26 protein-coding genes, 1 pseudogene and 1 CRISPR repeat array (1 of these 28 running past the window's edge) are annotated in these 26,520 nt (G+C 42.1%); all 27 genes and pseudogenes read right to left on the bottom strand.

Features of this window, described 5'->3' with window-relative positions:
* A CRISPR array of direct repeats spans positions 1–837; the repeat unit is 36 nt; unit sequence GTTTTAGATGTACTTCAAATCAATAATGTTTAGAAC (it extends 3,857 nt beyond the left edge of the window).
* Entirely contained in the window at positions 838–1,857 is a 1,020-nt protein-coding gene (locus tag HHK02_RS05815; protein ID WP_168240504.1) for a LacI family DNA-binding transcriptional regulator, read from the bottom strand.
* Positions 1,858–3,780, bottom strand: a complete 1,923-nt coding sequence (locus HHK02_RS05810; protein ID WP_181462883.1) for a PTS sugar transporter subunit IIA — start codon at positions 3,778–3,780, stop codon at positions 1,858–1,860.
* Positions 3,781–5,799 carry a beta-galactosidase gene (locus HHK02_RS05805; protein ID WP_181462882.1) on the bottom strand — a complete coding sequence of 673 codons (2,019 nt, stop codon included), beginning with the start codon at positions 5,797–5,799 and terminating at the stop codon, positions 3,781–3,783.
* Positions 5,800–6,552, bottom strand: coding sequence for a coiled-coil domain-containing protein (locus HHK02_RS05800; protein ID WP_231124910.1), 753 nt, complete (start codon positions 6,550–6,552; stop codon positions 5,800–5,802).
* A pseudogene (locus HHK02_RS12900) lies at positions 6,553–8,349 on the bottom strand (LPXTG cell wall anchor domain-containing protein); the annotation flags it as partial.
* Positions 8,350–9,330, bottom strand: a complete 981-nt coding sequence (locus tag HHK02_RS05790; RefSeq protein ID WP_181462881.1) for a polyprenyl synthetase family protein — start codon at positions 9,328–9,330, stop codon at positions 8,350–8,352.
* On the bottom strand, positions 9,331–10,230 hold the full coding sequence (locus HHK02_RS05785; protein ID WP_181462880.1) for a prenyltransferase: 900 nt from the start codon (positions 10,228–10,230) through the stop codon (positions 9,331–9,333). It abuts the gene before it with no gap.
* Positions 10,231–11,328 carry a 5-methyltetrahydropteroyltriglutamate--homocysteine S-methyltransferase gene (locus HHK02_RS05780; RefSeq protein WP_181462879.1) on the bottom strand — a complete coding sequence of 366 codons (1,098 nt, stop codon included), beginning with the start codon at positions 11,326–11,328 and terminating at the stop codon, positions 10,231–10,233.
* The gene (gene ubiE / locus HHK02_RS05775) at positions 11,329–12,030 is read right to left on the bottom strand and encodes a bifunctional demethylmenaquinone methyltransferase/2-methoxy-6-polyprenyl-1,4-benzoquinol methylase UbiE (protein WP_003671575.1); all 702 of its coding nucleotides are present in this window, start codon (positions 12,028–12,030) and stop codon (positions 11,329–11,331) included.
* Positions 12,031–13,254: an MFS transporter gene (locus HHK02_RS05770; RefSeq protein ID WP_181462878.1), complete on the bottom strand. Its 1,224-nt coding sequence runs from the start codon at positions 13,252–13,254 to the stop codon at positions 12,031–12,033.
* Positions 13,255–14,106, bottom strand: a complete 852-nt coding sequence (locus HHK02_RS05765; RefSeq protein WP_181462877.1) for a metallophosphoesterase family protein — start codon at positions 14,104–14,106, stop codon at positions 13,255–13,257.
* Positions 14,107–14,376, bottom strand: coding sequence for a 30S ribosomal protein S14 (gene rpsN / locus HHK02_RS05760; protein ID WP_003667006.1), 270 nt, complete (start codon positions 14,374–14,376; stop codon positions 14,107–14,109).
* A 162-nt stretch (positions 14,377–14,538) separates the two neighbouring features.
* Positions 14,539–14,976, bottom strand: coding sequence for an IS200/IS605 family transposase (tnpA, locus tag HHK02_RS05755; protein ID WP_181462876.1), 438 nt, complete (start codon positions 14,974–14,976; stop codon positions 14,539–14,541).
* Positions 14,977–15,045: 69 nt separating this feature from the next.
* The gene (locus HHK02_RS05750; protein ID WP_086118402.1) at positions 15,046–16,206 is read right to left on the bottom strand and encodes an RNA-guided endonuclease TnpB family protein; all 1,161 of its coding nucleotides are present in this window, start codon (positions 16,204–16,206) and stop codon (positions 15,046–15,048) included.
* Positions 16,207–16,671, bottom strand: a complete 465-nt coding sequence (locus tag HHK02_RS05745; protein ID WP_087215316.1) for a hypothetical protein — start codon at positions 16,669–16,671, stop codon at positions 16,207–16,209.
* Positions 16,672–16,899: a hypothetical protein gene (locus HHK02_RS05740; RefSeq protein WP_181462875.1), complete on the bottom strand. Its 228-nt coding sequence runs from the start codon at positions 16,897–16,899 to the stop codon at positions 16,672–16,674. It lies immediately after the preceding gene.
* Positions 16,900–17,562, bottom strand: coding sequence for a serine dehydratase beta chain (locus tag HHK02_RS05735; RefSeq protein WP_085719963.1), 663 nt, complete (start codon positions 17,560–17,562; stop codon positions 16,900–16,902). It abuts the gene before it with no gap.
* The gene (gene sdaAA / locus HHK02_RS05730; RefSeq protein WP_078010088.1) at positions 17,563–18,444 is read right to left on the bottom strand and encodes an L-serine ammonia-lyase, iron-sulfur-dependent, subunit alpha; all 882 of its coding nucleotides are present in this window, start codon (positions 18,442–18,444) and stop codon (positions 17,563–17,565) included.
* Entirely contained in the window at positions 18,445–19,008 is a 564-nt protein-coding gene (gene ahpC / locus HHK02_RS05725; protein ID WP_109913769.1) for an alkyl hydroperoxide reductase subunit C, read from the bottom strand.
* Positions 19,009–20,676 carry an FAD-dependent oxidoreductase gene (locus HHK02_RS05720; RefSeq protein WP_181462874.1) on the bottom strand — a complete coding sequence of 556 codons (1,668 nt, stop codon included), beginning with the start codon at positions 20,674–20,676 and terminating at the stop codon, positions 19,009–19,011.
* On the bottom strand, positions 20,677–22,080 hold the full coding sequence (locus HHK02_RS05715) for a C69 family dipeptidase (protein ID WP_181462873.1): 1,404 nt from the start codon (positions 22,078–22,080) through the stop codon (positions 20,677–20,679).
* A complete protein-coding gene (locus tag HHK02_RS05710) occupies positions 22,081–23,910 on the bottom strand; it encodes a cation:proton antiporter family protein (protein ID WP_181462872.1) in 1,830 nt (609 codons plus the stop codon).
* The gene (locus HHK02_RS05705; protein WP_003663508.1) at positions 23,911–24,096 is read right to left on the bottom strand and encodes a 2-hydroxymuconate tautomerase; all 186 of its coding nucleotides are present in this window, start codon (positions 24,094–24,096) and stop codon (positions 23,911–23,913) included.
* Entirely contained in the window at positions 24,097–25,599 is a 1,503-nt protein-coding gene (gene glpK / locus HHK02_RS05700) for a glycerol kinase GlpK (protein WP_181462871.1), read from the bottom strand.
* A complete protein-coding gene (locus tag HHK02_RS05695) occupies positions 25,600–26,103 on the bottom strand; it encodes a hypothetical protein (RefSeq protein WP_181462870.1) in 504 nt (167 codons plus the stop codon).
* Positions 26,104–26,340, bottom strand: coding sequence for a hypothetical protein (locus tag HHK02_RS05690; RefSeq protein WP_181462869.1), 237 nt, complete (start codon positions 26,338–26,340; stop codon positions 26,104–26,106).
* The gene (locus HHK02_RS05685; RefSeq protein WP_003671596.1) at positions 26,341–26,484 is read right to left on the bottom strand and encodes a hypothetical protein; all 144 of its coding nucleotides are present in this window, start codon (positions 26,482–26,484) and stop codon (positions 26,341–26,343) included.
* Positions 26,485–26,520: the final 36 nt, after the last annotated feature.

Raw genomic sequence — 26,520 nt, 5'->3', positions numbered from 1 at the left:
TTCTGTAGCGTTTTAGATGTACTTCAAATCAATAATGTTTAGAACGAAACTAGATGGCGATAGTCGCAAGTATGTGTTTTAGATGTACTTCAAATCAATAATGTTTAGAACATCATTGGAAGTATCATGAAGGTAAATCGTGTTTTAGATGTACTTCAAATCAATAATGTTTAGAACCTACCACTCTCATCCCTCCTCCATCCCAGCGTTTTAGATGTACTTCAAATCAATAATGTTTAGAACCGAAAGGTTGTTCTCTAGAGTGCGATCATAGTTTTAGATGTACTTCAAATCAATAATGTTTAGAACATTCGATTAAAAACGTAATCAATACGATCTGTTTTAGATGTACTTCAAATCAATAATGTTTAGAACTTGTATTCTTTGGTGATTGGAAATACTTGAGTTTTAGATGTACTTCAAATCAATAATGTTTAGAACCCCCTTATACAAATCAACGGCACCCTCTTTGTTTTAGATGTACTTCAAATCAATAATGTTTAGAACCGCCAACAAATGAACCGGCAATAATTTCTTGTTTTAGATGTACTTCAAATCAATAATGTTTAGAACGTAGCAGTAATAACACAATTCGCTTCTACTGTTTTAGATGTACTTCAAATCAATAATGTTTAGAACGGAAGCCGCTTCAAGGTTGTGTCAATGCAAGTTTTAGATGTACTTCAAATCAATAATGTTTAGAACTCAGAATACACGAGAGGAATGTTTGACGGGGTTTTAGATGTACTTCAAATCAATAATGTTTAGAACGTACAGAATTTCTTCTATGACCGATACCCAGTTTTAGATGTGCTTCAAATCAATGATGTTTATAATCTACTTATTTTCTTTGGGAAAGCTTTTACGAAAAACAATATTGGTATTTACTGTCAGATGAACGTGCGGACGCTGGGGATGGGTTATTAAATCTTGGAGAAGGTTAATCGCCATCCGACTAAGCGTTTCTTGGTTGATATTGTAGGACGTTAACGGCGGTGAAACATACTTAGCAACTTTACTGTTATTGATGCTAATCACGACAGTATCACGTGGCACAATTACCCCTGCTTCATTAAAAGCCTGGAGAACACCAACACTTAACGTATCAGAGGCAATAATAAAGGCTTCTGGTAAATTACCACCACTTTGTTCAAGAACCCGTTTACCAAGTTGATAACCGTTTTTAACATTAAATGGTCCGTCCACATATAATGGCGCTTCTTTTATCCCTTGCATCCCTGTAAATTCACGAAAGGCGATTTCACGGGCATCAGCTTGTTGGACGTTATTGAGATTAAGTCCTTTTCCACCAATGAAACCGATTCGTTCATAACCTGCTTTGGCGAGGCGATGGAGAGCATCCTGAATCGTTAATTCAAGGTTAGGTTGAACGGAATCAAATAATTGTGGCATCGGATTTATATCAACAAAAACTCCATGTGGTAAGTATTGATGAAGTTCGATAAGCTGGTCCTGCGTTACCCGGTCCGCACCCACGCCAATAAATCCTTGGAACGAATCAGCCACCGCAATCAAATCCTTGATATTACTAAAGATTTCAACCTGCGCTCCCGCCTCATCGACTTCTTTAATAATTGCATTTCGCAAAAACGCAAAATATTCATCTTGTAGTTGTTCTTCACCGCTTACCCGATACAATAGAGCAAGATTAGGACGGATTGGTTGCTGCTGAGAGTTTTTCTTGTGGTTGTTCCAATAGCCAAGCTCATTAGCCACCGTCATGATCTTATTGCGGGTGCTTGGACTGATCGATAAATTTTGATCATTATTCAAAAGGCGCGAAACCGTTGCTGGTGAATATCCTGATTTTTCCGCAATTTCTTTAATTGTCGCCATTTATTTAAATTCTACTGTTACTACCTTATCACCATGCTTAATAAGCTTACCGGGAGTAAAACCAGCCGTTGCTTCAATATTATGTGGTTGCGCAAAGAAAGTAATTACCCAGTCTTCATACCCGCTTTGTTTAATCAATTCACGATCAAAATCAAAGAGTAGCTGACCCTTTTTAACGATTTGACCGTCATTATAATGGACATTGAAGCCTTCTCCACGCATATTTACGGTCCCGATACCAATATGAACAATCATTTCTAATCCCTTGTCAGAAGTAATACCAAACGCATGACGGGTGCCAAACGTAAAGTTAATCTTCCCGTCAAATGGGGCGTACAATTTATCGCTAGTTGGCCTAATCGCAAAGCCCTTTCCGGGGAACGGTTGACCATCACGATCGACGACTTCTTTCATTGCAACTAATTCGCCATCTGTTGGGGCATAAATCGTTTCTTCTTTAAGACCAGTCGATGATGTCGACGCTTCACTTGTCAGTTCTCCTTGTGCTAATTTATCCTTTAATTCTTCAACTACTTCCGCATGAACTTCTTCACTCAATTTCACCTTAAAAAGAAAGACAAAAATTGACAAAACAGCTAATGCCAGCGGGATATAGAATGCCATACTATCGAAAGTCCGAATATCATGACCTGTCATGTCAGCAGCAGTCGCGCTCCCCGTCATTCCGGCTGCGATTGCGATATAACCGACAAGGCCATTTGAGATCGCCCCTGTTAATTTATCAATCATTGGTCGCACAGCAAGAACAACCGCTTCATTTCGTTGACCAGAATTTAATTGGCCATATTCAATTGCATCCGTTAATGTTAAAACTGTTACCAATTGGGCAAAATTAATGTTAAACAAGACCAATCCAAAGTCCATCATTAAAACATTAGAGCGGGCAAAAATAAAGATTAAATATGCTAAACTCATGCAGACTTGGCCACCAATGAATAGCCATTTTCGTGGAATAAATTTATTCAAAATAGGATAAAGAGGACTAGTACAGAAACCAATAATCGTAGCGATGACCCCAACAATCCAGAATTCACCAGGTTTACCAATAACAAACTTGTAAAGGTAGAAAAGGACACCATTAGTTACAACATAGGCACATGAATAAAGTAAATATGCCAAACTTGGCCATAAGATTTGGTCATTGTGAAAAATTGCTGAAAAAACTTCCCGAATAGTTGTCTTATCCTGGGCAGACTTACGGATCACATTGTAATTTTCTTTCGTCCCAACACAAACAACCAAGGCACAGATAACAGCTAATGCCGAAATAATGGCAGCAAAGGCAAACCAACCAGCAGGCCCCTGCCGATGATGACCAGTAGCTAAATAAGTAAAGGTCGTTACAATCGGTACCACGATAATCGTTAATCCATTCCAACCAAGTGTTCCCGCAAAGGCACCGAGAGCGGTATAAACGCCCCGCTCTTCAGAATCTTCACTTAAAGCGGGCACCATTCCCCAATACGAAACATCAGAAAATGAGTAGAAAATATCAAACGTAATGAAAATAATAACAAATAAAATGGCAAAAAGAACCCAATTATATTTTGCTAAGCCAAAGATTCCGGTAAAGAGGATTAATAGCAGAATCGCACTAACGATATTTCCCATTAAAATCCACGGCTTAAATTTTCCCCACCGAGTTTTAGTATTATCAACAATATTTCCTAACAGCGGATCAATTAATAATTCCAAAATCCGGACAGAAACAATCAAACCAGTAATCAACCCAATTAGTTTATTAGCAACCGTTTTGCTTAGTCCCGCGAACATTCCGCTTGTTACAAAGATAATAAAGTAAGTACTCATTACCCCATAAAATGCAGAGTGTCCTAAGTTACCAAAGCAAAACGAAGCACGAGAAATAAGCTGCTTCCCCGTGAGCTTATGGCTATGTGTCATTTATTCTTGAACCAAGATCTCAACATCCCACGAATCAAGCAGCGTTTCAGGTGAATCACCAGTCAAAAGGTCTCGATAACCCTTTTGAAATTCTACTGGTAATGGTTGTTTACCCTTTCCCATATTAAGGACAAAGTAAATATCCTGACCTGCTGAATTTTGGCGTTTTGTTATCTCCAATTCTGTTTGCTCTTTGACTAACGCGGAAAGGTGCACATCATCAACAATATGCATAATGATCTTACGGAGACTAGTATGGTCAAGGCGACTACCAACATACCATGCTTTCCCTTTTGAATAGGTATTCTCGGTTACCGCGGGAGTCCCAGCATAAAATTCACTAGCGTATTTAGCCAAGACATGGGCTCCATTAAGGCAAATTAAATCTGCTATCAAATGTCCAGTTAATTCATTCCCGGTCGTCATTGCTAATTTAACATCTTTATCAGGAAGGATTGCATCGCTTTCTTCAACCCACAGCCCCATTACATCTTTTAATGGTCCAGGATAACCTCCCGGATAGATATTATCGGATTCATTTACCATTCCGGACATAAAACTAGTAATAAAATTACCACCGTTTGCAACATAATCTGTAATCTTCTTGCCTAAGCCATCCTTAACCATGTAAAGGACCGGAGCAACTACGAGGTCATATTGGCTAAAATCATCATCAACGGAAATTACATCAGTCGGAATATTCAGCTCATAAAATTGCCGGTAATAATCAAGAATAATTGGTACATATTTTAGGTCCTGGGTAATACCATCGACATACTCAAAAGACCAGAAATTACTCCAGTCAAAGATAAGGGCCACCCGCGCTTTAGTCTGAGAATCTTTAATAACCGGGCCCACTTTTCTTAAATCATGACCTAATTTCGCTACTTCTTTAAATGCCCGGGTATCAGTCCGGTTGGCGTGACTAATCACGGCACCATGAAACTTTTCCGATCCGCCCAGTGCCTGCTTCAACTGGAAAAATTGAACGGTATCCGCACCATGCGCAACTGCCTGTAATTCAGTGGCCGCCATCTGTCCCGGACGTTTTAATGGGCTATATGGTTGCCAGTTAACTTGTGATGGCGTGGATTCCATCAGCATAAACGGCTGGTGCTTTAAAGAACGTATCAAATCATATAAGAATGCTGGCTGATAAACCGGTACATCATAAGCCGGATAACTATCATATGATATAATGTCTTGCGCACTAGCCCACTGCTGATAATCAATCATTTTATTGGGCAGACTATGAAAGTTAGTAGTGACTAAGGTCGTTGGATCATACTTTTCAATGATTTGCTTTTCCATCTTAAATAAATCAAGCATTTGGGTCGATTGAAAACGTAAATAATCAATTGAAAGTCCGGCGACAATTGTTTCCGATCCTTCTGGGCCCCATGCATCACCAAGTTCATTAGGCACAACAATCTCATTCCAGTCATAAATTGTATGACTCCACACATTCATATTCCATGCATGATTAAGATTATTTAAGGTTTGATAGCGCACCTTCAACCATTGCTGAAATTCTGTTTGGCATTCTTCACAATAACAATTGCCACCATATTCATTATTAACATGCCAAGCAACAATATGCGGATTATCGCCATATCTTTTAGCGAGCTGTTCAACAAGATTTTTCGCTAAACGCCGATAATTTTTACTGCTTGGGCAAAAGTTATGCCGGGCACCAAATACATGGCGGCGTCCTTGGTAGTCGACCCGCGCAACATCTGGGTATTTCTTGAACATCCAAGCGGGCATCGCGGCGGTTGAAGTGGCAAGAACGATATCAAAATCAGCAGCCGTTAATTCTTTGATAATTTTATCAAGCTTGGTAAAATCGTATTTTCCTTCCTGCGGTTCAAGTAAAGCCCATGAAAAAACATTGATCGTGGCGGTATTTATATCTGCCTGCTTAAATACTTTAATATCTTCAGCACACGTTTCTTCTGGCCACTGTTCGGGATTATAGTCGCCACCATATAAGAAACGAGGCAATTCTTTCTTCATCATTTATTGTCGGGTGTTTAAATCTGCAATTTTCTTATTATTATCCGCCAATGCAATTTGATTTTGTTTTAAAACAGATTCATTACTACTATTCGTCTTTTTTATATTATCTAAAGTAGTTTGAACCTTTTGTACATTTTGTTCTGCTTCATTTAAGCCGCTGTTTTTAACATCATCTTCTGCTTTAGAAACGTTATTATCAGCATCTTGCTTTGCTAGATTCTTATCATTGACTAACTTTTGAGCATTAGCCTGCTTTTGCTTAGCATTATTTAATTGATCTTGAGCTCTATTTAATTCTGTATTTGCATCATTAACATTTCCCTGAGCGTTTTGAATAACTTTTTGTTGATCAGAAATATTTTTCTGCGTTTGTTTAATATTTTCTGGAGTTGCTTGTTGCGCAAGTTTTTCTGCATTATCTAAGTTATTTTGCGCCTGCTTAACGGCATCTTGTTTATTAGCTAAGTTTTTCTGGCTATCTGTTAATTTAGACTGCTGTGTAGTGTAAGCATTATTTGCTGTTTGTGCCTTTTCTTGAGCATCTGATAACGCTTGTTCTTTGCTATTTACATTTGATTGTGCACTATTAACCGCATTTTGTGCATCACTTACAGCGTCTTGAACCGTTTGGCTGGCTGACTCTGTAATAACAGTATTATTAGTTGCATCGGCACTCACTTTATTATTAGCACTCGCTAAAGTCGCAGCAGCCAATGTTGCAACAGCTACACTTGTATATCTTAATTTTTTCATTTAATCTTTCCGTTTCTTATTTACTTTTGTTAAACCAAGTGCTGAGAGAAAACTAGCAAAACCAAGACCAATTAAGCTTGATGACTTTTGATTACCAGTTTGTGGCAATTGTTGAGCATCTTGCTTAGTAGTTGGTTGTGTTGATGAAGAGTTAGTAGGTTCGACGATAGAAGTTTCGCCATTCTTGGTAGTGACCTGTGTAGTCATTGGTTGTGGTTCTTCATTCTTTTGTTCACCAGGTAATTGCGTATTTGATTCAATTGCTGGTTGTTCTGTTGGTTGAGCGGTTGGTTGTTCACTCGGTTGGGCGGTTGGTTGACTCGTTGGCTGCTCTGTCGGTTGTTCGCTTGGTTGAGCAGTTGGTTGACTCGTTGGCTGTTCAGTCGGTTGAGCGGTTGGTTGACTTGTTGGCTGCTCTGTCGGCTGTTCGCTTGGTTGAGCAGTTGGTTGACTCGTTGGCTGTTCAGTCGGTTGAGCGGTTGGTTGACTTGTTGGCTGCTCTGTCGGCTGTGCAGTTGGCTGACTTGTTGGCTGATTATCCTTCTGTGCCTCTTGTTCTGCTATCTTTTGTTCAGCAACTAGTCTACCCTTTGCAACAGTTAAGTCTGATTGAGCTTGCTTAAGCTCTTCTATTGCAGTTATAACCTGGGCATCTGCTTTTTCTTTATTTTTCTTCAAAGAACTCAAAATTGATTGTTGAGTAATGACATCCTTATTTGCTTGCAAAGCTTCATCATTTGCATTATCTAAAGCCTTTTGCGCTTTTTCTAAATTAGCCTTACTATTTTCTAAATTACTCAAAGTTTGATTTAATGCTGTCAATTTATTTTGAGCATTCTTTAAATCATTATTTTTGGTATTGAGATTGTTTTGGGCAGTCTCAACATTTGATTGGGCAGCTTTAACTTCATCATTTGTTTCGTCTAAGGCCTTTTGTACTTGACTTAAAGCTTCAACTGCCTTAGATTGGGCAGCTTTAGCATCATCTAAGGCTTTTGCTTTTGTACCAACTTTAGCTTGAACATCTGCTAAGGTTTGATTTGCTTGATCTAGTTGTTTTTGTTCAAATTCTAGATTTTCTTGGCCCTTAGCAAGAGCAGCTTGTGTATCTGAAATTGCCTTATTGATCTTAGTAGAACCATTGTTTAATTCTGCTAGATTAGCTTGTAGACTCTGAACGTTATTTTGGGCTGATTTAACTGCATTTTGTGCATTAATTAAGTTCTGGTTTGCAGTTACTACATTGGCATTAAGAGTTTTAATTTTATCTTCTTGCTTAAAGTTTTGTAAGTATGAGTGTACTAAATCTTGATAACTATCGAAGTCCATTCCATTAACTGGATTAAATATAATTTCATCCATACTATCTGCATTATTCATCAATGGTTGAATCTCATATTCATTTCCAGCTAATCCAACATAATTAGCATCTGGTTTAATCATGGAAGTATAGTGGCCAATATATACTGGTTTATCATTCCAAAAATCAACATCTTTTTCCCATTCATCCTGAGTTAGAGGATAATTACTTTCAAAACTATATGTAGCTGCATCTGGATGGTCTTTAATATAGTTGTCAATATCAGCTTTTTCACTCATCCAATTATCAATTGGATTAACGTCTCCAGCTGATATATCTTCTTCATCTTCATAAAACGGACCATATTTAGCAGTTAGTAAAATAGGATGATTAAATTCATCAGAGTAATGTTGAAAATCAGAGCTAAGCATAGCAATAGCTACAGCTGTCAAAGAAATTGATGGGTGACTCAAACCATACTTATCACGATAAGTCATTTAATTTACCCTCGTCAATAACTTATCTGCTACCAACTTCAACATCTTTCGGGTATGCTTATCTGCTAATTGATCAATTTCGGTTTGCGCTTTTTGTGTAAACTTAGTAGCAATTTCTTGCGCCTTTTTAACACCGCCATGAGTGACAACAATCTTTTGGACTTTTTCCATATCTTCAATCGTCATTTGGCGTTTTTTTGCAAGTAACGGTTCTAATTCATGCCGGTGATTTTGCAAGGTTAAAAGAAGGGGAAGGGAGTAAACACCAGTTGCTAAATCCTCCAAAACAGGTTTGTTAAGGCGTTCATCCCCTGAATAATCAAGGATGTCATCCAGTATCTGGAAGCTGATCCCGATATTTTGCCCAATTCGTTTGGCTAAGTTGATAGTCCGACGATCACTATGACCAAAATAGGCTCCTTCTTCAGCGGCAAGACTAAAAATAGCAGCCGTTTTGCCGTTTACATTGCGATAATAATCGAGTAATGATTGGTAAAGATCAAAGCGATTATCCATCTGTCCTAGTTCTCCGGTAAGAATTTTGCGCATCGTCCGGGCGTTTCGTGTCAGGTAGGGGGACCCGGTCATCGTTTCTACGAGGAGGTCAAAGAAGATAGTAAAAAGGAAGTCTCCCGTATAGACAGCCGTATCTTTACCAAAAGCGGCTTGGACACTGACGGCTCCGCGACGCTTAGGTGAATCATCAATAATATCGTCATGGATCAAAGTGGCCATGTGTAAAACCTCCAGTGAAGAGGCAATTTTAATTAGTCTTTCTTGCTCATCGGCAGTTTGATGATTGATATTTGCAAATAAAAGGAAGAATGCTGGGCGAAGGTATTTACCGCCATTTGAGGCCATCTGTTGCAGGGCATCGTGTAGTTGGGGATTTTTAATTGTAATCCGGTCATTAATTGTTTGATTTACTTTACCTAGAGCGTTATTAATCGCCGGATAGGTATGGAAAAAATATTGTTTCATTTAAATTAGCCCAATCGCAAACGTTACGACTTGAACCAGTGAGCCAATTAATAATATTTTAACTGCACATGGAAATGTCTCTTTCTTAACTTGCTTAGCAAATAACATTCTTGTTTGCTTAACCACAAATGGGATAATCAATAAGGTTAACAAGACTGTCCATGGTACGAAATGAAGAACCGCGGCGAAAATAATAGCTAAAAATGCTAAAACGTTCTTAATAGCAAATGCATATAGACCATTTTTCTGCCCAATAAAGTGAATAACTGTATGACGGCGATTGTCTTCATCTTCACCCGCATCACAAATATTATTTGCTAATAATAGGTTGGAAATCCACAATTCATCCGGTAAAGCAACGAGAAAGACGACCCCGATATTTGCCCAGGACCATGTAAATTGCTGGCCAACATTAATAAAGACAGAAATAAGGGTAATCATGAACCCCATTGTAAATCCCGAGGCAAATTCACCAACTGGCAACCCTGACAAAGGAAATGGACCAGAAGAGTAAAGAATGCCGATCGCAAAACAAAAGATTCCCATCCATAGTAACGGAAGGCCAACACGAGTAACTACATAGATTCCGATTAAGCCGGCTACTATACTAAAGGCAAGCAAGAGACCGAGAACTAAACGCGGTGAAATATTTTCCCGCCCAATAATATTTGTATTTTTCTTATAATCAACGGTATCAATGGCATTGTTATAATCATTATAATTATCCATCATATCAACCGCCATATTGAATAATAGCATTGCGATGAAAAACAGAACTGAATTTAGCAGGTTTAGTGAATGATAATAATAGACACTAAGGCAAACCCCGAGGAGCATCGGTAAGATACTAGCAGTTTTGGCCTTAATTTCTACTAATTCCAAAAAAACATTTAACGACATTTATGCCCATTGTTGTTTTTCAGTCAGGATATTTCCTTCTTCTGTTGAAGCGAAACCGCATTGTGGACTTAAACAAAGCTTATTGAGTGGGTGAAACTTAGCTGCTTCATGAATACGGTTAATTATTGCTTCACGATCCTCAAGCTGGCCGGATTTAGATGTAACTAGTCCTAATACGACATACTTATCATTAGGTACTTTTTCAAGTGGCTCGAATCCGCCAGCTCGTTCAGTGTCATATTCTAAATAAAAAGCAGTTACATTTTCCTTGGTAAAAAGTGGATCAGCAACTGGACCATAACCGCCAGTAGCAGCCCATGTTGAATGGTAATTGCCGCGACAATCATGAGTATTAATAGTTAAATCGTGAGGCTGGTCAGAAATAATAGCATTATTTAGTTCGACAGACGTCTCTTCTAATTTCTCAAGTTGTTGAATATTAAAACCTGCAGATTTGATATGTTCAGGATGTTGGGCAAAATCGGCATATGCTGACCAGGTGCAATCATCTAACTGTAATGTCTTACATCCAGCTGCATAAAGGTCGGCGATTACTTGGCGATAAGCAGTTACAAGGTCTGTCGCAAAAGCATCAAATGACGGATAATATTTATTGACACTAGCAATGTTTTCTGGGCGCAAAAATTCAAAGAAGGCTTGAGCAGGCGAAGGGATTGTTTGTTTAACCTGCGTGCCAGTACTAACATGGTCACGTGTAAATTTAAAGTGCTCAACAAAGGGATGATTATTTCCACTTACTTTACCGACTAACTTTGCCGTTTCAGCTCTTGTTGTTTCATCATGAAACTCATATCCTGCATTAGAAGTTGACTGTTCAATTCCCTCCAATCCCCAAATAAAGTCGAGGTGCCACCAGCTACGACGGAATTCACCATCAGTAACGGCGTGTAAACCGGCTGCTTCTTCTTTCTTAATTAAGTCAATGATAGTTTTATCCTCAATTGCGGTTAATTCTGCTTTCGTAATTTGTCCCACCTGATATTTAGCGCGAGCTTCCTTTAATTCTTTTGGGCGTAAGAAACTGCCAACAATATCAAAGCGAAATGGTGATGTGGTTCTCTTAGTAAATTCAGTCATCTATTTATCGCCAAAATGTAATGCAGCTGCGCCAAAGTTCAATGGTTGGTAATGGACTTCCTTAAATCCGACTGCCTTCATCATCCGCGCCAGTTGGTGGGCGGAGACAAATTGTTGGCTGGTTTTCTTTAAATATTGATAATCGCGGTAATGTCCACCAGCTAATGAGGCCATCAATGGAAAGGCCGTAAAGTAAGCTTTCCAGCCGACTTTAATAATTGGATTGGTCGGCTGCGACATTTCCAAGCTAACGAATTGCCCACCTGGCTTGAGGACCCGGTAAATCTCGCTGAGCGCCTTATCTGCATCTGGAACATTTCGTAAGCCAAAGCCGATGGTGACGATATCAAAGCTATTGTCATCAAACGGCAACGCCATGGCATCCCCTTGTACCAAGAAGAGGTTGCCAATCATCTTTGTCTTTTCTTTAGCGATTTCCAACATTTCTTTATTAAAATCAAGCCCGGTTACTCGTCCAGCAGAGATCCGCTTAGCCAGGGCAATTGTGAGGTCTCCCGTTCCACAGCAAACATCTAAGGCGTTATCGGTAGGCTTAATTTGAAGCTGGTTAAAAAGTTCGTGTCGCCATATTTTCTGCGTTCCTAGACTAATCACATTGTTTAATAAGTCATAGCGGGGGGCAACCCGGGAAAATAAGTTATTTACTTCGTGTTCATTTAATAATTTATTTGTTTGAACCATTTATTCTGTAAGTTGCTTCTTTGGTCTAACCAACATCACCAAGATAAAGTTAAGCAGGAGAGTCAAACCAGTAATGACAAAGACCATTTCATAACTAGAAATTCCCGAAATGAATGACCCAAGAATTGACCCTAACACCGCACCCGCAGCCTGGAAAGATTGATTGTAACTAAAGATCCGGCCGAATGCTTCGGTTGGGACGTCAAGGGTTAAGACCGTTTGGGTAGCAGGCATTAACGCCGCGTTTGCTAACCCAAGCAAGAAGCGCCAAAATGCCAAGGCCCATGGAGACTTAGTAATGCTCATGGGGATAAAGAGGATAAAGGCCGTGAGAATCCCAATCTGTAATACTTTTTCTGGTCCAATCCGGTCCATCGTGTGACCAACCTTTGAAGCGGCAAGCAATGTTCCTAGTCCTGGAGTAGCAGCAACAATCCCAGCGACAAAGGCAATATTGCCGTGGCCGCCCATTAATTGCCGAACATACAAACTGATAATTGGATCAATTGACATGGTAGAAGAAGTAACAATCATTGTGGTTAAGAACATAACGAAGATCAATGGTGGATTATCCAGATTATGAATGATTTCTTTCATTGGCTTCATCGCTTCTTTTTTAATCGGGGTAAAATGTTCTACCGTCAATAACCACGTACTGAGAAAGACACAAAACATTAGTGCTCCGGTGATGAAAAATGGGATTCGGTACCCAAACAATCCTGATAGGAAACCACCAAGCAAAGGACCAACCAAATTGCCGGCCACCCCCGCAGTAGTCATCGCTGACATTACCCAGCCTGATTTATTATGCGGTGTTTCGCCAGCCATTAAAGCAGTAGCGTTATTAATGTAGCCGGAAAAGACTCCTTGAAGGAACCGCATGCCAATAATCATCCAGACACTTTGGGCAAATCCAATTGCACAGATTGTACAAGCCATTACTCCCGATGCACGCATACACATCAGTTTTCGTCCTTTGCGATCAGCCAGACTGCCCCAGAACGGTGAAACAATGGCTTGGCTAATGAAGGTCACCCCAAATGCTAGTCCGGAGTAAATGTTGAGCTGAAAACGCGTAAAGTTTCCTAATTCTGCAATAAAAAGTGAGATAAACGGCATCGTCATCGAGTAGCCCATCCCGGTGATGAACGCGCCGAGCCAGAGGGTGTAAAAAGTTCGGTGCCAACCGTGAGGAAATTTTCCTCTTGCGACTTCCGAATCCATTTAACCATTTAATTTTTTCGCGTATTTACGGTATTCGTCAGCATAATTGTATTGATTATTATATTCAGTTAAAAGTTCATCATCATGGGTATAAGCCCGTCCCGTCACCATCATCTTCTTGTAAAGGTCACGGTATGGCAAATCACTCTTATCGGCAATTTGTTTTTCCTGATCGCGACTATATCCAATATGACGGAAGCTAGTTTCAGCTAAACCAATATCGTCTACTTCCAAAATTAGATAGTGGGCTCGCAAATCACGCTGGAGAGGTTGCCAGTGGTTGAATGGCTCGCCGACTGCTCCGGGATTTAAAACCATGCGTTCATCACTCCCATACCGCAAAAGGTCATGGTGAACATGGGCATAAATTGCAATATCAACTGGTTCGCCAGCGACATTAAACAGCTTATCAAAATTTTCACTAACTTGCGTGGGAAAAAGGTCTTGACCCATATTAAGCCACGGCAAATTATGGGAGATGCCAAAATTAAGGAGACCCACGCGTTTCGTCACGTGCATCGGCCAACTTGCAATTTCATCAATCATTCCGTCAGGGGCATGTTCCGCAACATACTGGGCTAACCGTGCAAAGTAAATGTGGGAAGGACGCTCCATATCCATCATCCCGCGAGCGCCACGAACAACTAGGTCATCCCAGTTTCCTCGTACAATTACTGTTGGCTTCATTTCTTGCAAAATCTCCCAAATTGGTTTTACACTTGGGCCTGGCATCAGTAAATCACCAATAAACCAATATTCATCAACATGTTGCGCTATGCTATCGCGATACATTGCCTGCAACGCTGTTAGATTTCCGTGCGTATCTGAAAAGACTGCGATCCTCTTTTTCACTTACCAACTAGCCTTACGAACACCAGGGATTTGACCCTTGTGTGCTAGTTCACGGAACTTAATCCGTGACATTCCAAACTTACGCATGTAAGCATGTGGTCGGCCATCGTAACGATCACGATTGTGAAGACGAACCGCACTAGAGTTACGAGGAAGTTTGGATAAACCGATGTAGTCGCCCTTCGCCTTTAATTCTTTGCGCTTTTCAGCGTATTTCTTTACTAAAGCTTCTTGGTGATGTAATTTAGCAATCTTTGACTTTTTTGCCATAGTGAGTGGGAATTAACCTTCTCGACAAGGCGGTGGGCTAAGGATAGAACGGTGATTAGCACGGCACGGGCTGATTATCGTTCGGACTTAGACTTGAGCCTTGTGGTTAATTTCCACGATATCTTAAATAATGTTCGTATAGATTAAAGAGGCTGTTGAAAATCATTCTAGTTCCACCTCCTTTTTCCGTTGATCATCAATGTACTTGGCAACGGCTTGTTCATTAACGGCCCCAATACTTTCAACATAGTAACTGGGCGACCACAAGTGACGGCCCTCCTTTTTCCAATAGCTTCGCTGTAATTCCGGACATTCCCGAAATAGCTGATAGGCAGTACCGCCTTTCAGCCAACGAACAATATTCGTCACCGATAATTTGGGTGGTGCACTAACTAACAAGTGCACATGGTCGTCCTTTCCAATTTCCATGTGGGCAATTTCAAAGCCATATTTAGCGGCGATCTCATGGATAATCCGTTTGAAGGCGATCTCGACCCGACCGGTAAGGACTTTGTTTCGGTATTTGGTTCCCCAAATAATGTGGTAATTAAGGTTGTAGACCAATGTTCGGCCATATGTAAGTCTGTTTGTATCTTTCATACCAACGATTATACCATAATTCACGTTTCCCATATACGCCCGTCGGGCGTAAAAAAGGGGGCAATTCATCTAGCCAACGGCTTTTAATCCTTTTTGCAAGATGTTAACTGCCGCATTAACATCTCGGTCGTGGTGAACGCCACACTTTGGACAAGTCCATTCGCGAACTTCAAGTGGCTTCTTGCCACTGTTAAAGCCACAATGCGAACAGATTTGACTGGTATAGTTTGGTTTCACCAAGACTAGTTGTTTGCCATACCAAGCACACTTGTATTCCAGCATCGTCCGGAACTGATACCAACTAGCGTTAGCGATCGACTTCGCTAAGTGGTGATTCTTTTGGAGATTCTTGGCTTTCAAATCCTCAATAACAATCACGTCGTACTGCTTAACTAGAGCCGTCGTTAGCTTGTGGAGGTAATCCTTGCGCTTGTTGGCAATTCGTTGTTGATAATGGGCTTTAACAAGTCGGGCGCGTTGCCAGTTCTGATAATCATTGAGTGCTAACTTGGTATCTTGGTGGTTGTGATTCCATTGGCGAACGGCAACGGTTGCCCGGTGGCGCCGCTTGCTGAATTTACTTTGCCACTTCGTTACTTGATGTTCTAACAATTTAGCGTTGAAGGTACCGTACTTGACACCATCAGAACTAATCGCAAGGTCGGCCAGGCCTACATCAAGCCCGACCATTTGCCCCGTTTTCGGTAACCGTTCAACGGTTGTTTCAACTTGCAGGGAGAGGTAGTAACGACCCGTCGGGTCATAACTGACCGTATAACGCTTAATTTTGGCCTCACCAATAAGAGTCGTTTTACTCGTGCGTATACTTCCGAGTTTTGGTAATTGTAACCGCCGCTTGGCAAGTACCTTGCACGTTGATCGGCCAGTGTAGGCCTGATAGGCCACATGGCGGCTCTTAAAGCGGGGATAGCCACCTTGGTGCTTAAACAATCGTTTAAAGGCCTCGGTAAGATTATGGTTCACCACTAGGAAACTGGTGGAATCACTTTCCTTGAGAAAGGGATATTCACGCTTGAGCTGTTTCAAGAGGTAGTTCATACCATACTCATTGACGAAGTGGCTACTGGGATTGTTTTGGTAACGCTCCTTAGCCATACTGAGCATTTGGTTCCAAACGAAGCGGTCATTACCAAACATTTGCCATAACTGATCCCGTTGGGATTGGTTAGGGTACAAGCGAAGTTTGATCCCTTTAATGACCTTGTTCATTTAATTGTGCCGCATCTGTTCCATTGTATCAAACATTGTTGCCACCTTAATAGCTGTCTTATTGGCTAAGGCTTGATCAGTATTTGAAGCCACTTCAATATTACGGGCTGCCGTAATCTCACGTTCCCAGTATTGTTGTGTCTTAATAGGTAAACCAGCAAACTCCTGGCTCCGTAAGAACTGACCTGCTCGTGATAACTGCATCTTCAACGAATGCTTATCCGTTTGCTGACCATTTAATGCTTTTCGCGAATTATAAATCGCTTGATCAACAAGGTCGACCATTGCTTGTGGTTCATTATATCCCTCTTTATGCTCTTGAAGGACATCCTCCCCCATTCTAATGGCTTCATCATAAAGACCCTTAGAACGATCAGTCCCATTAAAGTATTTATATGTTTGCCTTACACGTACTTGATCAGCTACATCTTTACTTAGTTGATCAAAAACTACTTTTTCGTTCATTTACTTTTTCTTTTTATGAAAGTCAAGAAATGACCAGAAGCCGCAATGACCACCAGATTTTTTCTTCGGTTTCTTTTCTGCTTTTCGATCTTCTTTGGCAGCCTTTTCAGCAAGTGCTTTTTGCTTGGCGAGAATTGCCTCCCGCTTTTGCCGCTCTTTTTCAGCCTCTTTTCGGGCTGCCATTGCCTTTTTAGCCCGGGCTGCCCGTTGCTGAGCAGCTTCGTTCATCTAAAGACAAATTGCAGCCGGGTACTTCTTTTCAAAATAAGCAATCGTCGCTGGCTGCATCGGTTTTTTAATATCGTAAACATAAATATCACAATCATCTGCCCGTAATACTTGTCGCCGGGTAAATGGTGCTTTTTCTTCCAAATCAGTATTGATCGCCAGTGCATTGGCCATCTGTTTACTATAATCGCGAAAGATAACAATTGGTAAGGGACCCGCTGGTAAAATATCAACACCATCAAGGCTAATAGCCCTAATTTCAATTATCCCGCCACCGATCGAACAACCAGCAACCGTTACCCTCGTCTTATCACCAGTCATTTGAAGGATGGCTGTGTTAGGATGGTGAATCGGGCTTTCACCCTCTTCTTCAACAAAGCGAAGGTCCATTCCTCCTTGGCGAGCAATCATTGGCGCCGATGGAACTCGTGAATCGTCTGGCGCAAATCCTAGCAATCCCGCCGCAATTGCATAGTCTGTTCCATGACCACGATGCGTCCGAGCAAAAGATCCATAATAGTGAACGGTTACTTTAGGTGGAACCGTGCCAAAAAGTTTATTTGCGACTCGACCAATCTTGACCGCCCCTGCAGTATGCGAACTAGAAGGACCAATCATTACTGGTCCAATAATGTCAAAAACACTTTTATAGTTATTTTTCATTCAAATTTCCTTGCCGAAGATTTTCGTCTTAATCGCCTGTCCAGTTGGGGTTCCAGCCAGTCCACCGAGGCCTGTTTCCCGTAAATCAACTGACATTGACCGGCCAACCTTATCAAGAGCAGAAATACATTCATCGGCCGGAATCATACTCGTACAACCAGCGAGTGCCATATCAGCTGCAATTAACGCGTTTCCAGCTCCAATCGCATTTCTTTTAACACAAGGGATTTCTACCAAACCGGCAATCGGGTCACATACCAAGCCTAACAAGTTACTAAGAGCAATTGCCAATGCTTGACTGCTTTGTTCTGGACTACCACCCGCTGCTTCAACAGCCGCCGCGGCAGCCATTGCCGATGCTGAACCAACTTCTTCTTGGCAGCCGCCTGTCGCGCCAGCAATTCCCGCATGATTGGCAATAATTAAGCCCAACCCACCAGCAGTAAATAAGAAGCGAATCATCTGATCTTCACTAAGGCCTAATCGTTGTTCTAACATAAAAAGAGCGCCAGGAAGAGTCCCGGATGAACCGGCAGTCGGGGTTGCGCAGATGACTCCCATTGCTGCGTTAACCTCGTTAGTTGCGATCGCATTTTCCACGGCAGCCATCATAACATCACCAGAGAGGGTCTTTCCTTTTGCACGATATTTTTTCAGCTTAATCGCTTCGCCTCCAGTTAAACCAGTTTTTGACCGAACTCCCAGCTCATTTTCACCTTGTTTAATTGCGGCTCGCATCGTCAGTAAGTTTGATCGCATCCGTTGCCAAACTTCTTTTCGATTGCTACCAGATTCATGACATTCTGCCTCAATCACTAGTTCGGACAATGCTTTTTGCTGAATTTCTGCAGTTCGCACTAAATCTTTAACACTTTGATACATTTAAAGCTTACCAACTAGATCAAGACTTGGCTTAATTGAATCTTGGCCTGGCTTCCAGTTCGCTGGGCAGACCCGGTCACCATGTTCACGAACAAATTGAGCAGCTTGAAGTGTCCGTAAGATCTCATCAGCACTCCGACCAATTCCCATATTATTAATTGTGTAGGATTGGATAATACCATCAGGATCAACAATGAAGACTCCCCGGTATGCTTGACCAGCGTCTTCGTCAAGAACATCGAACATCCGGGCTAACTTACCAGCTGGGTCAGCAAGCATTGGATATTTGATCTTGCCAATCTTGTCAGAAGCCTGAGCCCATGCCTTGTGGACAAATTCGGTATCCTCAGAAACAGAGTAAATCTCAGCGTTTGCTTTCTTGAAGTCTTCGTACTTATCTTGTAAAGCTTCCAATTCAGTTGGACAAACAAATGAGAAGTCAGCTGGGTAGAAGAAGAAAATACTCCACTTACCTAAAACATCCTTCTTGGATACTTCGGTTGTTTCACCGTCATGATAAGCATTTACCTTAAAATCTTCAATTTCATGTCCTAAAAAGTTCATTTAATTTTGATGATGTTTTTCAACTGCCGTAACTAGTTCTTCCAATGATTGACTTCCAAAAATAACCGGGTCATCATCAATCATCGCCGCTGGAACACTCATGATCTTCTTTTCTTTCCGTAATTCTGGGAAGTGTTGTAGATCAATCATTGTAGCAGTAATTCCCGTGTTGAGAGAAGCCATCCGTTGACAAGCCGCAACAACATCAGGACAGAAATGACAAGTTAAGGAAACGCCAATCCGAATCTTAGTCGGCGCAAGTTTCTTAATTCGTCCTACCATTTCTGGTGCAATTGTTTGTCCAGGACCGGCAACGTTGTAGACACCTAGAACTAAGGAGTTTAATTCGTGACCAGTTGGAATCCCCGCATAATGTAAGCCAGTATCATTACCATCCGCATCAAGCAAGCGCAATTGTGGTAAGTACTTTACGTCCGCTGGCGCCGGTTTAGTCTCCATCTGCAGGTGCTTATCAAGTGAAGCAAATTCTTCAACAAAGCTAACTAACTGATTGCTAAGCTCTGTCCCATTGGTTAACACTTGGAGTTTAATATCCTTAGTCAAACGGGCAAAGATTGGTTGTAACTGTTGGTCAATCTCAGCTGGCAGCCAGTTTCCTTCATGCGGCGTGGTGTTTTCTTGTTGACTAAGTTCGCTTGTCTGTCCCACGGTCTTAGCAGGCTTTTTATTAGTTTCTGCATGAATCGGGATACCTTGCTTTTCCTTTTGCAAAATAATGTATCGTTCTGCAGCAGTAGAAGCAACCGCCCCATCGGATGCAGCTGTCACGATCTGGCGAAGATTTTTATGGATAACATCCCCAGCAGCGTAAACGCCATCGATGTTTGTCTTACCATTTTCATCCGTCATGATATAGCCCCGATCATCCAAATCAAGGATATTAGCTAATGCTTTCGTTGCTGGTTGCGTACCAATATAAATGAACATCCCAAATGTCTGGTCACCATCATCGACATGGTAAACCGTCTCTTCGCCAGTCTTATTATTAACCAAGGTAGCAGTAGTAAGGTAATCATCCCCACTAACTTCCTTTACCTCAGTATTGTATTCCACACTAACTTTAGGATTATCCAAGGCACGCTTAGCCGTCAATACAGGACATGTAAAATGATCGCCACGAACTAAAACAGTAACGTGCTTGGCAAAGCGGCTCAAATAGTCAGCTTCTTCAGCGGCCGCATATCCGCCACCAACGACAAAGACTTGAAGACCGGTAAAAAGTTCGCCATCACAAGTTGAGCAATAAGCAATTCCCCGTCCACGGAATTCATTTTCACCGGGAAAACCAACTTTTTTAGGGTTAGCACCAGTCGCAATAATTACGCTTCGGGCAGTATATTTTTGACCACTCTTGCCAATCAATGTCTTAACTTCACCAGTAAGATCAAACTTTTCAACCGCATCATGTTGAATTTCAACCCCAAAGCTAGCGACCTGGCTTTGCATCTGGTTCATCAATTGAGTACCGTCGACTTTTTCGACAGCTGGATAATTATAAACCACCGAGGTCGTTGTTACCTGACCGCCGACAGCATCTCCTTCTAAAATCAACGTATCCAAGGTTGCGCGTCCAGCATATAAACCAGCAGATAATCCCGCTGGTCCAGCACCAACGATGATTAAATCATATAAATGTTGTTCTGCCATTTACAGATTCTCATCTGTATTAAAGTTTAATTCACAATAATCAGTCATCCTGGTAATCAATTCAAGGCTTAACTTCTTATAAGCATTCAAAGTATCGGTCGCATAGTCGTCACTTTGCCGCGTTAAGAAGGTTGCTCGTGCTTCTCCTTTGAGGCTTGGGAGGCGACGATCAGTTTCCGCAATCATCTTAATGGCCGCGGCGTTTCGTTCCTTCTGAACATCCCGTAATAATGGAAGAAAATCGTGTAGGTGGCTGTCAACTAGCACACTGGCATGCTTGAAAATCCAGTAAGCAGAGTTGAGCTGAGCCGGTAGCTTCCCACGCTTGTACGGGGCAGGCGTATCGGTAATGCCGTTGAAGAATGGCACATAGGTACTTTCGGCAGCGACCCCCATTGCTAACCAGTGAATATTAGCACCCGGTCGGTTCATCTGTAAAATATGTGACTCTTGGGTCTTAGCTAAACTGATTGGCCGGTACTTATGGGCATGTTCACTGTGACCAAGGGGATCGAATTCGGTTCCCTCATAGTGGTTACTGAGATAGTTCTGGGCATCAAAAATCGATAACTTATGATCCGGTTTCATGATAAATGGCAATTCAGTGGATTCCGGTGTCTCGTCCGTTGCTTGCCGGGGGCTAAACATTTGATGACCAACCCATACCCGCGGTTCAGAGTAAATCGCATCTGACCGGTCAGCTGTCCCGAAGATTTTACGGAAATTGAAAGTCGATGGATCAGGGTTTAAGTCATGCTTCTCAACAAATTCTTGAATTCCGGGATGGAACATGAAATTATTCGTATCATTAAAGTCAATTTCTTGAATTGCCAGTTGGTTGGCGACCACCGCGTATGAATCATCCGGAATCCGTTGCGCAACCCAGTAGTGACCTGCTCCGGTTTCGAAGTACCATGCTTCATCATTATCGGCGAAAAGTACCCCGTTTGTTTCGCCGGTTCCGTACTTCGCGATCAAGTTACCAAGGCGTTGGACTCCTTCACGTGCCGTCTTAACATATGGTAGCACCACGGTGATCATCGCTTCTTCATTTAACCCATTTTCAACTAGCGGATCATAGCCCAAGACGAGGGGATTAGAATAAGCACTTTCGGTTGCGCTCATTGCCACATCATATTCATTAATCCCGTCTTCTTCAAATAAACCATCTTTATCTGTCCATTCGGGAGTAGCCGTATACCGAGCGCTTTCTTCTGGCAAGTCAATCTCTAAACGGGTATCCTTAGAGATGAAGTGGTTGGGCATTTCGCCACGCTGGTGAACAACCATGTGCTTGGGCCAGGCAGCCTTAGCATCTTCATTTCGACCAATCATGATCGTGCCGTCGATACTAGCATCCTTTCCAATTAATATACTTGTACATGCAGTTAATTTATTCCCCATTTAATTAACGCCGCGCAAGGCTTCACGAACCTCTTCGGCTGCTTTCCGGTCCCCCGTAAAGAGGATATGATCACCATACTCGATAATCGTATCACCATGCGGATCGATTGGCTTGCGCTTCCGGAAAATCCGACTAATCGTAATATCATTAACAAATGGCAATGTATGCAGTTCACGTCCAGTATAACGTGAATTAAGGACGGTTGCTTCGTATAGTCCGGCTTCAGTATCGGTCAGCATCCGCAAGATCAATGGTGATTCAATCAAGGCCCGCAGGACACTGCTTTGAACATTGAAACTATTAAAGATCTCAATCCCTTTTTCCCGAAGAGCACTAACATCTTTGGGATCAAGACGGGGATTATTTTGACTGGCAATAACCCGTTTTACCCCATGCTCTTTGGCGATCTGAGCTAAACGCGCTGACTTATGATCATTTAAGAACCCAACAACAACAATATCACAATCAAAGTAGCCTCCCTGCTCCAGGGTCTCCGCGTCAAGAGTCGGGAGATACTCTAAATGCTTCACCTGACTATTATAGGTCTTGAAGTTATTTTCATTGTCCGTAACCATCCGTACGTCATACCAGTTCTTATATAATTGTTGAGAAATTGGAACAGTTAAGGTGTTGGTTCCGATAAAATTAACCTTTTGCTTGATCAAATCAGATTTTTCAAGCTTATACATTGAATTGAAGACGATTGGCGCAATGATACAGATAATCACGGCGGCCAATGTAAAGGCATCCGATTGCGCACCAGTAATTACATGCAAATTCCGCGCAACTTGCAAGGTTGGTAATACCAAGGTAATCGTTGTCGCTACTAAAAAGCTGCCGGCAAATGAATTACGGGGCTTAAAACGCCGCCGATAAATAAACATGGTTGGCAATTTAGCAAGTAAAAAGCCGATGACCAAAATCGGAATCAGGGCTAGCGCTTGGTGGTTAGCAAATAAATTCTTCAAGTCAAGGCGGTCACCCGTCATGATAAAGAAGAACGGAATCAGGAAACCATAACCAATTGAGTTTAACCGGTCTTCAGTTGCTTCACTTGGTTCAAGCAGTTTCATGACCATCCCGGCTAGGAAGGCTCCCAGGATATTTTCTGCTCCCACCGTTTCGGCGATTGTTACTAAGGCAAAGATCAAGAAGAAAGCTAACCGAATATCAAGTTGAGTGGTTGATTTGGAAATTTTATTAAACCAAATAAACGGTTGCTTAAACCGCCGCAAGAGGAAAAAAGCTGCCAAGAAAAGGAAGACAATTAAGCCCAAGCGCTTGGCATTACCCCCATTAATGGATGCATAGAAGGTCAATGCAAGCATCGGGACCACTTCCCCTAAGACCGCCGTCAGTAGTAGGGTCTGCCCCACTGGCTTTTGTAAAATATCCTTTTCCTTTAACGTCGCGATAACAACTCCGAGGGCGACGGTTGAAAAAATAATTGTTGCTAACAAAATATCGCTAAATAAGTGCAAACTGCTAATAATTAAGGCAATCACAAATGAAGAAATAACAATGAGGCCAAATGCCTGTGAAGCCATAATTACCGGCGACTTACTATCACGCTTTTTCCCGGGCGTTTTGCGGAACAGGTCAAAATTGATCTCCATCCCGGACAAAAACATTAACATAATAACCCCCATCGACGACATCATATTGAGGGTCCAGTTGGGGTTAACGATATTTAAGAAACTTTTTCCCAGAATAATCCCCGTGATAATCTCAGCAATGGCGGTCGGAATTGAGGAAACCTTAAACCGCGCCATAATAATAGGAATAATTAACGCCGCTAACATAACGATTAACAGTGATAATTGTTGCATTTACTTGTCGCTGACCATCTTACCAGCTACACTATAGCGGTCTTTGCGCATCTCATTCAACACGATATGCACCCGTTCGGCAGGAACGTTGGCATCCTTTGAAATTGCTGCTGTAACATCCTTTACGAGAGCCTTTAACTGCTCATCGGTCCGGCCTTCAATCAAGTCAATATGAACTAATGGCATTTAATCTTTCCCATAAAACTGCGCAGCTGCAATGGCCCGTTGCCATCCCCGATACAAGTCAGTTGCCTCTTGTGGATCCATCTGCGGATCAAACTGGTCGCCAATCCGTGATAGCTTTCGTAACTCATCCTGGTCTTCCCAGAAATCAACGGCCAATCCAGCGAGGAAGGCTGCTCCCAGGGCGGTTGTTTCTTCCATTGCTGCCCGCTTAATTGGCGTTTGTAAAATATCGGCCTGGAACTGCATCATAAAGTTGTTCCGTGATGCTCCCCCATTAACCGTCAGTGCTGTTAATGGTAACTGGGTATCCTTAACCATCGTATCGACAACATCTTTGGTCTGGTAGGCGATTGCTTCCAAGGTCGCGCGAATGATATGTCCCCGCTCAGTTCCCCGGGTAAGACCAAACATTGCGCCCCGCACTTCCTGATCCCAGTACGGTGCGCCCAATCCCGTAAAGGCGGGGACAACATAAACGCCGCCTGTTGTCTTGGCATCGACAGCCATTTGTTCGGACTCGCTTGCCTTATTAAACATCTTAAGGCCATCCCGCAACCATTGAACGGCAGAACCGGCCACAAAGATACTCCCTTCAAGCGCGTAATGAGTTTGTCCGTCCAGACCGTACGCAATCGTCGTCAACAAGCCGTTATCCGAAAGCGTGGGTTTTAGTCCCGTATTCATGACGATGAAGGCTCCAGTCCCATAGGTGTTCTTGATTGAACCTTTATCATAGGCTGCTTGACCAAAGAGAGCTGCTTGCTGGTCACCCGCAATCCCGGCAATTGGAATCTGGACACCATAGAAGTGGTAATCACCGGTATAACCGTAGATTGCTGAACTTGGCTTTACTACTGGCAGAAGCGACTGCGGAATCTCAAGCAAATCAAGGATATCTTGATCCCACTCGAGGGTATGGATATTAAAAAGCATCGTCCGGCTAGCGTTAGTCACATCCGTTGCGTGGACCCGCCGTCCTGATAATTTCCATAGTAACCAAGTATCGATGGTCCCGAACATTAAGTCACCCTTCGCCGCTTTTTCTCGGGCACCAGGGACATGGTCAAGAATCCACTTGATCTTGGTGGCCGCAAAATATGAATCAATCACTAAGCCAGTCTTCTTGTGGATCATATCCTTATAACCATCTTTAATCAATTGTTCGGCAATATCGCTCGTTTGCTTTGATTGCCAGACAATTGCGTTATAAATCGGCTTCCCGGTATGGCGATCCCAAATAACCGTCGTTTCCCGTTGGTTAGTAATCCCAATCGCCGCAATCTTATAGGGCTTGATCTGGGACTTAATCATTACGTTTGAAATCACCGACTGAACGCTATCCCAAATCTCCAGGGGATCATGTTCAACCCACCCTGGCTGCGGGAAGTATTGAGGAAATTCCTGTTGGCTGATCGCAACCTTATTTCCGTCATGGTCAAAGATAATCGCCCGTGAGCTCGTCGTTCCCTGGTCAATCGCCATGATATATTGTTGTTCACTCAATTACTTGATCTTTTCCCGATCAAAACTTTCACCCAACATCTTCCAATAATCCATGATCATCGCAAAGTCAATCGGACCTTGAATCTCGAGGTCAAGTTGGGTAATTTTTTGTAACTCGTTACTCAACAAAACCCGGAAGTCAGTTAATTTAATAATCGTCGAATGGGGCGATGGTGGTACCAAATCAAGGACGTGATCCATGAGGTCTTCAATCAAACCAGCATAGAAGTCCATTAAATCCTCGCTTGGCACAGCAGTTGGCTCTAATAAGTGGTTCCGTTCGTTATTAAAAACCTCATACCACCGTGCCATGGAGTTCCAGTAGGCATTATAAAGGCGTTTACTTTCCTTATCAGCGTATTCTAACTGATAACGACTTAAAACTTTCCACTGTTCTAACAAATCAACATAGAGTGATTCATGAGGATAAGCCGCGTCTTCCCGGTTTTCCTTAATAAAGCGTGCCAAATCATCAGTCATCTGAACCGGTGTTTTCATTTTCATTTAGTTAATCCAATCTTTTAAATACTCAATCAATATCTTCGCATCCTCTTTTGTCAGTGTAAAAGTATTATCATGGCTGATATTATCAAAATCAATATTTGACACCAGCATTTGCAGCTCAGGCTCGTCAGCGTTCTGATAAATGCTAAGCTCATTAACGCACTCATCATCACGATCTTCGCCATCATATTTAATATGGAGCCACTTAGCTTGATGGTCGATTTCATGTTTTTCCACTCAAAACTCTCCTTTCATTTTAGCACGAAGCTGGTGGGCACGGGTAATTACTCCGCGCCGCCATTGCGAAACGGCTGCCCGGCTGACACTGTACTCATCTGCAATCTGCCGGTCACTCAAATGGTGGTTGAGTTTGGCAATCAATTACATATATTCATTAAGCTTCTCATTATACTTTAT

It is taken from the genome of Limosilactobacillus reuteri, assembly GCF_013694365.1.
Classification (GTDB): Bacteria; Bacillota; Bacilli; order Lactobacillales; family Lactobacillaceae; genus Limosilactobacillus; species Limosilactobacillus reuteri_E.
This window is presented reverse-complemented; position numbering and strand designations above follow the sequence as displayed.

Bases quoted from the DNA above. Each gene is read 5' to 3' on its own strand.
- HHK02_RS05805 (WP_181462882.1), bottom strand. From the start codon at position 5,799: ATGATGAAGAAAGAATTGCCTCGTTTCTTATATGGTGGCGACTATAAT.
- HHK02_RS05745 (WP_087215316.1), bottom strand. From the start codon at position 16,671: ATGAACGAAAAAGTAGTTTTTGATCAACTAAGTAAAGATGTAGCTGAT.
- HHK02_RS05705 (WP_003663508.1), bottom strand. From the start codon at position 24,096: ATGCCATTAGTTCATATTGACTTGATTGAAGGCCGGACCGATGAGCAG.
- HHK02_RS05810 (WP_181462883.1), bottom strand. From the start codon at position 3,780: ATGACACATAGCCATAAGCTCACGGGGAAGCAGCTTATTTCTCGTGCT.
- HHK02_RS05740 (WP_181462875.1), bottom strand. From the start codon at position 16,899: ATGAACGAAGCTGCTCAGCAACGGGCAGCCCGGGCTAAAAAGGCAATG.
- HHK02_RS05750 (WP_086118402.1), bottom strand. From the start codon at position 16,206: ATGAACAAGGTCATTAAAGGGATCAAACTTCGCTTGTACCCTAACCAA.
- HHK02_RS05785 (WP_181462880.1), bottom strand. From the start codon at position 10,230: ATGTCGTTAAATGTTTTTTTGGAATTAGTAGAAATTAAGGCCAAAACT.
- HHK02_RS05815 (WP_168240504.1), bottom strand. From the start codon at position 1,857: ATGGCGACAATTAAAGAAATTGCGGAAAAATCAGGATATTCACCAGCA.
- HHK02_RS05715 (WP_181462873.1), bottom strand. From the start codon at position 22,080: ATGGGGAATAAATTAACTGCATGTACAAGTATATTAATTGGAAAGGAT.
- HHK02_RS05695 (WP_181462870.1), bottom strand. From the start codon at position 26,103: ATGAAAATGAAAACACCGGTTCAGATGACTGATGATTTGGCACGCTTT.
- ubiE (WP_003671575.1), bottom strand. From the start codon at position 12,030: ATGGTTCAAACAAATAAATTATTAAATGAACACGAAGTAAATAACTTA.
- HHK02_RS05710 (WP_181462872.1), bottom strand. From the start codon at position 23,910: ATGCAACAATTATCACTGTTAATCGTTATGTTAGCGGCGTTAATTATT.
- HHK02_RS05720 (WP_181462874.1), bottom strand. From the start codon at position 20,676: ATGGCAGAACAACATTTATATGATTTAATCATCGTTGGTGCTGGACCA.
- tnpA (WP_181462876.1), bottom strand. From the start codon at position 14,976: ATGAAAGATACAAACAGACTTACATATGGCCGAACATTGGTCTACAAC.
- HHK02_RS05770 (WP_181462878.1), bottom strand. From the start codon at position 13,254: ATGGATTCGGAAGTCGCAAGAGGAAAATTTCCTCACGGTTGGCACCGA.
- HHK02_RS05735 (WP_085719963.1), bottom strand. From the start codon at position 17,562: ATGAAAAATAACTATAAAAGTGTTTTTGACATTATTGGACCAGTAATG.
- sdaAA (WP_078010088.1), bottom strand. From the start codon at position 18,444: ATGTATCAAAGTGTTAAAGATTTAGTGCGAACTGCAGAAATTCAGCAA.
- HHK02_RS05780 (WP_181462879.1), bottom strand. From the start codon at position 11,328: ATGACTGAATTTACTAAGAGAACCACATCACCATTTCGCTTTGATATT.
- HHK02_RS05790 (WP_181462881.1), bottom strand. From the start codon at position 9,330: ATGAAACAATATTTTTTCCATACCTATCCGGCGATTAATAACGCTCTA.
- HHK02_RS05800 (WP_231124910.1), bottom strand. From the start codon at position 6,552: ATGAAAAAATTAAGATATACAAGTGTAGCTGTTGCAACATTGGCTGCT.
- rpsN (WP_003667006.1), bottom strand. From the start codon at position 14,376: ATGGCAAAAAAGTCAAAGATTGCTAAATTACATCACCAAGAAGCTTTA.
- ahpC (WP_109913769.1), bottom strand. From the start codon at position 19,008: ATGAACTTTTTAGGACATGAAATTGAAGATTTTAAGGTAAATGCTTAT.